Here is a 10,400-nt window from a genome sequence, read left to right on the forward strand (position 1 = left end):
ATTTTCCCTTCCTGCAACTTCAGGGAAACATGATCCAAAATCTGTCGTTTATTCAAATTTAATGAAACATCTTTTATATCAATCATACTTATCCTCTTCCTGCCTGATATTTTTTGCTCAAAACCATACATAAGACAATCAATACGGCACAACTCCCAGACAAGCACACATATGATCCCCAAATTGGAAATATCTGCTTACTCAAATACTTCTCATAATGTAACCATGGAATCGCATGTGCCATAGGAAACAGCCACATCAGCCATGAATCTGCTGAACATGTTACAGTTCCGAGCACAATCTTTTTATTTTATTGAGATTAGCGGTTCCAATATAAGGAGATGCTCCGGTAGAGTAATCTTCGTAATTCAGTATGTCGCCCAAAATGTTGTCTAATTCTGCCATACCGCACCTAATTTTTTTATGCATTAAATAATAGTAATTACCCACGTCGCACTCCTCCATTTAAAATTGATTATATCAAAACTATAATTTTTCCTATACATCATTAAATCGATCGCCTACGCTGAACGCTAGTGATATTTCACTATTCTTTGTACATTCGTACAAGTCTTTGTTTTCATCTCCAAGCCCAGTATCCAGATAATACATATCCCATAGGTTATTATTTCCTGTTAGATTTTTCAGACACGTATATCGGTGATCCGGATTTGTAGTCATAAAATCAAAGAACTGCTTATCAGCCAGCACTTTCTTTCAGTTGCTTCATAGTAGCACATTCGTTCGAAGCATTCAATACTCAAAAATTCTTACTCTAATTCTTCTAATAAATTTTGTAATTCTTGCTCATCGCGCTCTCGTTCTGCATAAATCTCCAGCAGTTCTTCATGTGAAAAGTAGCCATAGGCCTCATCCGGGACTGGACCCCAAACACTCTCACTCCAACTATACTGAATGCCATCATCGTAAATCACGTTTCTCCAATACTCTTTTTTCTTTTCGTATTTTTTCTGTTTTAAATAATTGATAATCCACATTATATTTTCGCAGCTATCTTCCTGAATTCCACTATCTTGCTAGTAATCAAACTTTATTGACATAAATACATATTACAAGATTGATAAACTAATTACAACAATACGTGGATGTTTCCTTAAAATAGTGGAATTAATAACAAATGAGGATTAGATTGGTATGGATATAAAAATTGGTGAAAGATTAAAAGAACTACGGAAAAGCAAAGGTTGGACACAAGTTCAGGTTGCTGCAAAAATGGGATTAACAGATTCTGTAATATCATTTTATGAGCGGCAGGAGCGTGCTCCTTCACCAGAGGTTTTGATCAAATTTGCTGAGTTGTATGATGTATCAACAGATTATCTACTTGGAGTTGAGAAAGTCAATGATCAACATTTAGATGTCACTGGACTATCTAAGAGAGAAATTACTATATTAAAAGAATTCATAGAAATCCTGCGGAAAAAGAATTCTTGATATGATATATAAAAAGACTGTTCATCTCACGAACGGTCTTTTATTATTGTATAAAAACACATAAATTTTTTATTCTTCCGAAATTTCAACTTTTTACAATTTTTGCCTAAAAAAAGAGTTTTTCAACTTCTTACAATTTATACCTAAAACTGACAACTTTTTACACTTCTAACCTAAAATTGACAACTTTTTACAGTTTAAAAGCTAAAAATTCTATGTGTAACATAATAAAAAAAGAAAGGCCATCTCTTTTGAAATGGCCAAAACTCAACGTTTTTTATTTTTCAATATTTTACACTTTTAACCTAAATTGACAAATTTCACGGGTTCCTATTAGGCTAAATTTCATTTTTCACGCAGATATGGATACATCCGCAGCATGCTTATCGGAACTTCATATTGCTTACATAACTTTAATAAATTTTCGGCAGAATCATCTTCTGATTTTATCCCGCAGAGTTGCCTGTTTTCCAGATAAGTGACTAATTCATCGGCAGATTTAATATCTTTTAGTAACATAATTGCCTCCAGATTTAAGTGTGAAAGGATCAATTAATTTATTTTCTTGTCCTGATTTCTTCACAATAGTACCATTCACTGAAAATAACTTTTTGACATAATCATTCATTAACCAAAAGCCGGAATAATCCTCCAGCTCTTGGTTGTTCCTAATAATATATATTAATCTTGGATAATTCTATCCGATATTATATCATTCTACTAAATATCCATCACCTGATCTTCATTGATCAGCATCAGATTTTGTGTTTCCTTTGCAACATCCAACATCCGTTGTGTAAATCCACTCTTACTAAATACCCCATAGATAACGTCATAGCTCGGATACGATTTCCGAATCTCTCCCGCATCCAGCACTTTATCTCTCAACGCATAATATACGGGAGCATCCACTGGTTTCGCATGATACTTACATTCTCCTGCAAAAATTCGTTTATACTGATTATCCACTGCCATAACATCTATTTCAGTATCACCAGTATAATCGTTCAGCCAATAAGCTCCGATTCGGGACGGAACAAAATCAATTGCTCCCCGTTTGCATAGATCAGAAAACAGGTTTTTGCAGATATCTTCGTATGCAAATGCAACAAACTTTGTCTCAAAGTCTTTCTGTATCTCATCTAGTACAATCTGCATATTATCCAGTTCCAGTTCACCTTTGTATGGATACACGTATCTAAACCAAAAGCATATGAAATTATCAGCAATGAAATATAAGCCTTTTCTGGATTTTTCCGGATTTTTTTCTGTAACTGGTGTTCTTTTCTCTACAAAGCCCAAATCAGAAAGCGTAGAAAGATATGGTGTCAGTTTTGAAGATTCTATTCCAAGCACTCCTGCTATCTTTCCAATCTTATGATTGCCATCTGCAATTACCTTAATGATAGAAAAATAATTAACTGCTGTCATTGACTCGCTTTTTAGCAAAAAGAACGGTTCTTCATACAAGAAACCATTTTTGGAAAGAACTGCATCTTTTATTTGTTCTGTCAGTTCTCTTCCATCCTCGAAAAATTCCAGATATTTTGGTACACCACCAGTTACGGCGTATTGTTCCACCGATTCGGTAAATGATAAACTCTGAACTGCATAAATATCCGTAAATGGTAACGGAGCTAATCGCATTTGCGAAGTTCTACGACCATATAATGGGCTGTCATAGGATAATGCATGCTTTTGCATCATTCCAATGAGCGAACCGGATAAAATCAGCATCACATTCTTATCCTTAAGCACTTCATCCCATGCGTTCTGCAGGATGGATGGGAAGGCAGAGTTGGTTTTCACCAAATATGGAAACTCATCAAGTACAAAGACCTTCTTTTTTTCTGGTTCGTAATCTGCAATCACCTGAAATAAATCCAGCCAATCCGTAAAGGTCGCATTCTGCAATAAACGATTCTTTGTTGTTCGCGCGACAACTCCAGCCAAACGCTTCATGCTCTGGGATTCAATTTCTTCCGTGGCCAGAAAGTAAAAAGCTGTCTTATCTTTCAAGAATTCTTTAATCAGTGTGGTCTTTCCTACTCGGCGGCGACCATAAATAACGACAAAACTACTATCGCGACTATATTCTGATTCTAACTTTTCCATTTCACGTTTTCTACCGATGAATTTCATTTGTCAGACTCCTTTTTATAAATAATATTATTATAAGTTTATTTATTATAAGTTATTTTATATAATACCGCATTGCATCGAAATGGTCAATATTACGGTTCTTGAAAAGAAAAAAGCGAGCTTGGTGCAAGCACCAGTCCCGCAAAAAACTGTATCGTTTTTGTTCTCTGCTATTATTATGCCCTATTTGCAGCAAAACTACAATTGGAAAATGTGTTCATTTTTTATTCAAAAGAATTTGATTCAATTCTTTCTGAACTAACCCACATACTTTTATGGCTTGAGACCTATTATTAAGGCATTATACAACAAAAATCGGATTTGAACAAGTGTTCGTGTTTAAACATTTTTTATATATCTGCACTTTGGAAATGCGCTACATCCATAAAATTGTTTCCCAGCATTTGTGCCTTTCTTCGCGGTCCGCAATACCAACATACTTCCACAACGTGGGCAGATTTTCGCTTTTTCGTCAGTAACTGTAGTTGGAATATCTCCTGAGATTTCATCGTATTTTTCTTTAATATCCTGAATGTGAATTTCTTTTTCTTCTTTCGTTACCTTAGTCAGTTTCTTTAATTCTTGATATACTACTTCCACTTCTTCATCTGACAATGTATCTTCCTTTTCATTCCATATATCGCGCACGGTCGCATAAGTACGGTCTCTTTTAATCACTTTAATATCCGGATTTTCCACTGTCACCTTTTTTAGCTCACATCGTTCGGAAAATACAATCAATGAAAACAATGGAATGTCTATTCCAAGATAATTTTCTAACCATTTCATATGTGTCTGATTTTGCTTTATCGGATTATAAAAAGAATGTTTTTCTTTATTCGGTAGCATCATTGTCCATTTATATTGATTTTCGCTTCCAAAAATCCATCCTGAGTAATTTTTACTTTCAATCAAGAAAATTCCCTTCTGGGTAATAAACAAAACATCTATTTCCGATGTCTCGTTATTATCTTTTGGAATATATACATTTCGCAATACCTTTCCCTTTCTGCCTAATAGATTTAACAATTTCAACTCACGCGCTGTATATGCCTCTCCTATTTTTCCATTTACTGCATCCTTGCCTCCCATGGCATCTATTGTCTTATCTACTACTTTGTCTAATATGCAATCCAATAAACTCTTTCCCACTTATTTATCCTCTTTCATTTCACTCTCTGACATGGATTTAGTCAATAAAACATGTTCTCGAAAATAACCTATAATGACCACTACGTCTACCATCCCGCATTCATTGCATAGAATAAAACAACAACCTGCATCACAATTATCAGCGGCATTCCAACCGTAAAGTAGTCCTTTTGCGTCTTGTGTCGGAACAGATACATCGAAATAAGTCCTCCAACGGATCCGCCAGCAAAAGACAATCCCAGTAATGTCACGATTCTGATTCTGGAACGGTGCGCTTTCGCATTGGCCTTATCTATAGCAAACGCTATGAAAGTCACAAGATTCATAATTCCAAGATATATCAGCAGTATCCGGTGTTCTGCAAAGAACTTCCAAAATGCAAACGTAAAATGTTCTGCATGATGCCCTTTGAAAATCAACAGCACAATCACTTGGATGACGAAAACACATATAATAAACACCCGCGACATCATATTTTCCTTTTCCGCTTTCCTGTCAAAAAGTAAAATCATAAGCAGCATACCAGCAGAACCGCCAAGTAAAGATACAATCGTCACTACCACATCTATCTGTCCTCTTGCAGTATGTCTGTACAAAAGCATATTAATCAGATAAACCAATGCACCAATGACATTGATTGCCAGTAAATAATATTCTAATTTTCCTAATTCTGCCATTTTCTTCTGTTACCTTCCTGGAAAAGTATGATATTGAATACTTATTTTTCTGTCGTATTCGAGCATCATTCCACATTTAATCGTATCTACACCATCAATAACAACATCTGAAACGGAATTTTCTCTCTTGAGAAATCCGGTTTTTAAATCTTCCAGTTTCGATACATAAATCTGTGTGAAACCTATATCTACCAATTTATCCGCCAGTGTTTTGTACCCAATATTCATCATCTTATGTTTGGAGTATGGAAAGGCAAATTCCTTCTTGGTATGAAAAGTAATGATGATTTCTGCATCAAACGAAATCTGTTCACCGGCCTCCACCCATGATCGGCCATCTACCACAACCTGTTCCACTTCACCCACGAACTTATTAATTCCTGGGTAAATATCTTTGATTGCGATTGGCTTACAGTTAGTTATTGAATCCAGCATCTTCCAATTTTCCCACAACCCAGTTCACGTTTTTGCCTGCCAGCTGATTTGTGGAGTAAGCAAACTCCAGATTCTTCTTATTAAAGAACATTGCTTTCATACGCTTTTTTCTACGCATTTTTTTCTTTTGTTGTTCAGCGTATTTTTCTTGCTCTCTCTTTTCCTCTATTCTCTGTGCTTCTAAACGTTCCGCTTCTTCCTGTCGTGCCTGTTCTTTTGCTTTGGCAACCCCTTTTTTGATAGCCGAAGTCCCAGCCTTGAATGCTGCGTCCATCAATATCTCAGTAATCCCCGATACAAAATCCTTTTCTTCAGACATATCAGACTCATTTTCACGCTCAGAAAAAGAATCGTAGCTCACAGTATCTCCATATTCATCCTCGAAGTATCCGCTTCCATTGCTATTCCGATGCCCCGTACTACCATCCGCTCCGCGAAAGCGTCCAGTTCCATCTGAGTATATATGTCCTTCGCTTCCATCTGCTCCATAATAGTATCCGCTTCCATCTGGGTAAATCTGAGCTTCACTTCCATCTGCCCCATGAAAATAACCACTGCCGTCAGAGTATATCTGTGCCTTACTTCCGTCAGAACCGTGGTAATATCCACTACCATCGGAATATATTTGATAATCTCCATCTTCATCCTCATTATCTATAAAACCATAGTATTTTGAAAACAAAAATGCGCGACCTCTATCTTTTTCTTCCATATACTCACACCACACAGTCTTTTTACTTATTGTACTAAACAGATAAAATAATCGCAAGTAAATAGCTCAACCACCGGTTCAATGCATCCGCCCCACTGCCATGTTATCATAAACAGAGAAAATAACGGAGGTAACATATGAGTAAAGAAATTGTACTGAACGGGTGTGTAGAAATCCCGGATGATGAGTCAGAAGAAGCTTTCTGCGATGCTTTCATCGAGTTTGTAGAGAATCATGGCTGGTATTACGGTGGTGGAATTTATGAATATGACAAAAAAAGAGACGGAAATGTAAAATCTGGTAAGGAAGAATAGCCACTGCTGCTGCCGGATCTGATGACTCACCATGAAACCTACCGTGGATTTGACAAACATTTTCAATGTGATATGATAATCGTAATCGGGGCATATATTTGCGGATATATGCTTAAAGGAGCTAGAGAAATCTGGCTCTTTTGTTGAAAACACAGGATACATAATCAGTAATGCTTGCGTTGGTTACTGTATCTTTTTCTTTACTCTTTTTTTTAAATGTCAGTTTCGAAAATCGAAAAATTTTAAACTTTTGAAAGTAAAAAACTACGAAAGTGGTTGATACACACGATATTGCGGACTGGCTACTAAACAAATAGCTACAAAACAGGAGGTGTTACCATGAACCTAACAAATCTGAGCCGATACCTAAGCCTCATTCTACGGCACAAACCGGAGGCTATTGACATTACCTTAGATGAACATGGATGGGCGAACGTCCATGACCTGATTGATGGTATTGCGAAAAATAATCCAGGATTCGACATGGATGTACTGGAAGAAATTGTGCGTACAGACAATAAACAGCGTTACTCTTTCAATCCCGGCAAGACATTAATCCGTGCCAACCAAGGGCATTCCATTCCCGTTGACGTAGAATTACCTGAGGCAGAACCACCGGAACTACTCTTCCACGGAACCGGAGAAAAATATGTAAGTTCCATTCTGCAGCAGGGACTAATTCCGAAGAGCCGATTGTATGTCCATCTCTCCAAAGATATTGATACAGCAGTAAAAGTTGGAAAAAGACATGGAAAAGAGGTCATTTTTCAGGTAGCGACCGGGCAGATGTACCGTGATGGATATAAATTCTATTTGTCAGTCAATGGTGTCTGGCTGACAAAAGAAGTGCCTGTAAAATATTTACAAAGGCTGTAACGGATCTGGCAGCTACATGTAACAGATAAGAATTATATTATAATGGTTCACCGTTATAGTATCGAACAGTAATAGGGAGGGATATTATGGGAGATACAAGTATTATTGCACGACGTCTGCGGGATGGTCATGTCCAGTATGGATTTTCCGGAAATGGCGGTTATTTTAAAAACGTGGGATTCCGGCTTTCGCTCTGGTATCAGGAACCGGATGACGTGGAATACCTTTTCGGTTTTGGCCAGACAAAACTAATTGGTCAAAGAGGCAGCGAAAAAGGCGGTGAAGAATGGTCCCTCACACACAGACTGACGGATGAGCCTTTCTGGCTCGGACAATCTGAACGAAATATTTTCAGTAAGATAATGTTCATTGACTACGGCTACTTTTATGACCTGGACAACAAATGGTATTATATCATCCCAGGTCCATTCCGTATTAAAATGCCATGCGTTCTTGTGGAAACACATCTGGATGACAAAGATTATGAATCCGATTTTCGTAAACAGCTGATTGATGATATCCTGCGTTATATTTTCACAGATTATGTAGAGAAAGATGTTGAATTTCAGGCTTTCCTTGCAGAAAAAGAGCTGACACCGGAAAAAATCATGGACGATATTAAAGAGGACAACGGCCTGTTGTCTGACCTCAAATTTTTTGATTACCACAAATCTGTCTTTCGTTACTTCGATGACTGGATTGTTGTTGAAACAAACGAAGATGAGGATGAGGTTATTGGTTTTATTATAAAAAAGAAAACAGAGAAACACATTGAAACCTGTGAATGGGGAACAATGCATCTGCCGCTTCATATGCCGCGCCTGACAGAATTTGATGAAAAAGCATATGTGGATGGTGTACGTACTGAAGCCATGGATGAACTTATGGATGTTGTTAAGCGGCTCAGATCCGGCGAGACGCCTGAACAGCTTGCGGGCGATGGAGTTGACGAGGCACTACTATCCCGTGCGTTGAAAATCGTGTAACCACCTGTATATTATAACAGAACCCGACACACCTCTCTTTGATGCGAACCATGCCAGGCTATGAATTATGAGTGGGATTATGATTCTTGGAATTATATTTATGATTTGTTAAAACTGGCTATGGATATCGCAAAAGTATTTGGGACTACAAACAAAGAGTTAAATGAATTGATGGATTTCATCTCAGCTCAGTTTTTCCTCATCTGTTCAAAATGGAAACAGGCATTCGTAACTGACGAGATAAAATTTTATTGTTAAAAACAGAACATTACAAAGAGCCGGACATCGTCCGGCTCTTATTTATTCCATATAGACTTTTTCTAGCCCATCTTCCTTCTACCCTATCTTGTAATATCCACCTGCTTTTCCTGCTTTTTCTCTTCTTTTGGTGTCCAAGCTTTTGCAGGTTCCCGTTCCCGGTCTTCCAAACCTCGGTCCAGTTCTCTTGCCTGTTTACAAAGCCCATCTATTGTCTGGTTGAGTTTTTCAAACAGTTCCTTATCAGATGCCACATGCTCACTGCCAAGTCTGTTGAAATCGTCATTCACATGGACATTTGCATACGCCTTATCGGCAACACCTGCTACCTGCAGTCGGTCATCAACATATTCCTGCAGAATATTCTTCTTATATCTTTCATCACTTATTGCATACAGGATTCTGCGACGTTCTTCCATTTTGCTACTAATCTCATCAATATTCTGCTCTACTGCTGCCTTCATGTCGTCCAAATTTTCACAGTGGTTAAGATGCGTAATATTGTCATACAGACGCTTTACAGAGTCAATACTGGTCATCCATTTGTCGTCGTTGGAATAGCAACATAGGATATTTTCTACCATTCGTTCATCTTTTCTGTCATGCTTATACACTCGGCAAAGCGCAGAGCATCGGATTTTCTTACTCTTACTGATAGAAAATTGTACATCCACACTGTAACCGTGCAGATCCGCTGACTTCAGTTTTTCTTCCATAAACTTTTTCAGTTCTTCTTCCATCGGCAACGGTGTCCTCTCTTTAATTCCAATCCAGATATCGACGGAATGTTCCTCATCTTTCCAAACGGTGACGTCCTTGATATCATCCACCACTCTCTTTGCAAACTGGTCGGCTGATTCATATGGCAACTGCATATTTCTCACACTGACACCATCTTTTACTTCCGGTGACCCTTTCACATCCGGGCGGTATACAATAATCTTGTCATCCACCTTTATTTGTAGGACAGAATTTCCATCGGGTTCACTTTCATCCATGACAGCAATGTTCATTCCACGCAAATCATCGGATTTTGCTATCTCAGTCTTGATTTTTTCTGCAATAATTTCTATATCTTCTCTCATATTTTCCTCCTTCTGCCGCGTTGTCGGCTTTATACGGAAGATACATGGAGCGGATTTGTGTGGTAGGAGGTTCGGCGGATCTGAAAAAAGGGATTATGTGGAGACATGATTAAGGATTGTGTGGTATGATAGATGCAAATATAAATCGAATTAGTGAGAATAACTATATACCATGAAGAAAATAAATATAACAAATCGGAATTTTGCTTTCGATGACCAGAATGAAAATCATTACCGTTGCGCCTGTTTTCACAAGCGTTGCGTGACATAAAAAGAATTCTATTTTAATATCAAAGTATCAAAAACAA

14 protein-coding genes are annotated in these 10,400 nt (G+C 37.5%); 5 read left to right on the plus strand and 9 right to left on the minus strand.

What is annotated here, in order from left to right; genetic code table 11:
- Positions 1–770: 770 nt before the first annotated feature.
- Positions 771–998 carry a hypothetical protein gene (locus Q0I54_RS12290; protein ID WP_296118997.1) on the minus strand — a complete coding sequence of 76 codons (228 nt, stop codon included), beginning with the start codon at positions 996–998 and terminating at the stop codon, positions 771–773.
- A 157-nt stretch (positions 999–1,155) separates the two neighbouring features.
- Between Q0I54_RS12290 and Q0I54_RS12295 the strand changes: the two genes are divergently transcribed.
- Positions 1,156–1,455, plus strand: coding sequence for a helix-turn-helix domain-containing protein (locus Q0I54_RS12295; RefSeq protein WP_296118999.1), 300 nt, complete (start codon positions 1,156–1,158; stop codon positions 1,453–1,455).
- A gap of 345 nt (positions 1,456–1,800) precedes the next feature.
- Here Q0I54_RS12295 and Q0I54_RS12300 read toward each other — a convergent pair whose 3' ends face one another.
- From Q0I54_RS12300 to Q0I54_RS12330, 7 genes are all read right to left on the minus strand, one after another.
- Positions 1,801–1,974, minus strand: coding sequence for a hypothetical protein (locus Q0I54_RS12300; RefSeq protein WP_296119000.1), 174 nt, complete (start codon positions 1,972–1,974; stop codon positions 1,801–1,803).
- 201 nt (positions 1,975–2,175) lie between these two features.
- Complete coding sequence (locus Q0I54_RS12305) at positions 2,176–3,597, minus strand: ATP-binding protein (RefSeq protein ID WP_296119001.1); 1,422 nt, start codon at positions 3,595–3,597, stop codon at positions 2,176–2,178.
- A 339-nt stretch (positions 3,598–3,936) separates the two neighbouring features.
- Complete coding sequence (locus Q0I54_RS12310; RefSeq protein ID WP_296119002.1) at positions 3,937–4,749, minus strand: NERD domain-containing protein; 813 nt, start codon at positions 4,747–4,749, stop codon at positions 3,937–3,939.
- 86 nt (positions 4,750–4,835) lie between these two features.
- On the minus strand, positions 4,836–5,426 hold the full coding sequence (locus tag Q0I54_RS12315) for a DUF1294 domain-containing protein (protein WP_296119004.1): 591 nt from the start codon (positions 5,424–5,426) through the stop codon (positions 4,836–4,838).
- Positions 5,427–5,435: 9 nt separating this feature from the next.
- On the minus strand, positions 5,436–5,861 hold the full coding sequence (locus Q0I54_RS12320) for a hypothetical protein (protein ID WP_296119006.1): 426 nt from the start codon (positions 5,859–5,861) through the stop codon (positions 5,436–5,438).
- Complete coding sequence (locus Q0I54_RS12325; RefSeq protein WP_296119007.1) at positions 5,842–6,180, minus strand: hypothetical protein; 339 nt, start codon at positions 6,178–6,180, stop codon at positions 5,842–5,844. The genes Q0I54_RS12320 and Q0I54_RS12325 overlap by 20 nt, the downstream gene beginning before the upstream one ends.
- Before the next feature lie 38 nt (positions 6,181–6,218).
- The gene (locus Q0I54_RS12330) at positions 6,219–6,500 is read right to left on the minus strand and encodes a hypothetical protein (protein ID WP_296119008.1); all 282 of its coding nucleotides are present in this window, start codon (positions 6,498–6,500) and stop codon (positions 6,219–6,221) included.
- Between the two features lie 210 nt (positions 6,501–6,710).
- Between Q0I54_RS12330 and Q0I54_RS12335 the strand changes: the two genes are divergently transcribed.
- The 4 genes from Q0I54_RS12335 (at position 6,711) to Q0I54_RS12350 (ending at position 9,007) form a co-directional block, all read left to right on the plus strand.
- Positions 6,711–6,887 (plus strand): hypothetical protein, encoded by a 177-nt coding sequence (locus Q0I54_RS12335; RefSeq protein ID WP_296119010.1) that lies wholly within the window; start codon positions 6,711–6,713, stop codon positions 6,885–6,887.
- Positions 6,888–7,226: 339 nt separating this feature from the next.
- A complete protein-coding gene (locus tag Q0I54_RS12340; RefSeq protein WP_296119012.1) occupies positions 7,227–7,763 on the plus strand; it encodes an RNA 2'-phosphotransferase in 537 nt (178 codons plus the stop codon).
- Between the two features lie 86 nt (positions 7,764–7,849).
- Positions 7,850–8,749, plus strand: a complete 900-nt coding sequence (locus Q0I54_RS12345; RefSeq protein WP_296119014.1) for a hypothetical protein — start codon at positions 7,850–7,852, stop codon at positions 8,747–8,749.
- Between the two features lie 60 nt (positions 8,750–8,809).
- A complete protein-coding gene (locus Q0I54_RS12350) occupies positions 8,810–9,007 on the plus strand; it encodes a hypothetical protein (RefSeq protein WP_296119015.1) in 198 nt (65 codons plus the stop codon).
- A gap of 83 nt (positions 9,008–9,090) precedes the next feature.
- On the opposite strand, the gene Q0I54_RS12355 is transcribed toward Q0I54_RS12350, so the two are convergent.
- The gene (locus Q0I54_RS12355) at positions 9,091–10,092 is read right to left on the minus strand and encodes a hypothetical protein (protein ID WP_296119017.1); all 1,002 of its coding nucleotides are present in this window, start codon (positions 10,090–10,092) and stop codon (positions 9,091–9,093) included.
- Positions 10,093–10,400: the final 308 nt, after the last annotated feature.

It is taken from the genome of uncultured Eubacterium sp. (assembly GCF_934295145.1).
GTDB lineage: Bacteria > Bacillota > Clostridia > Lachnospirales > Lachnospiraceae > Eubacterium_I.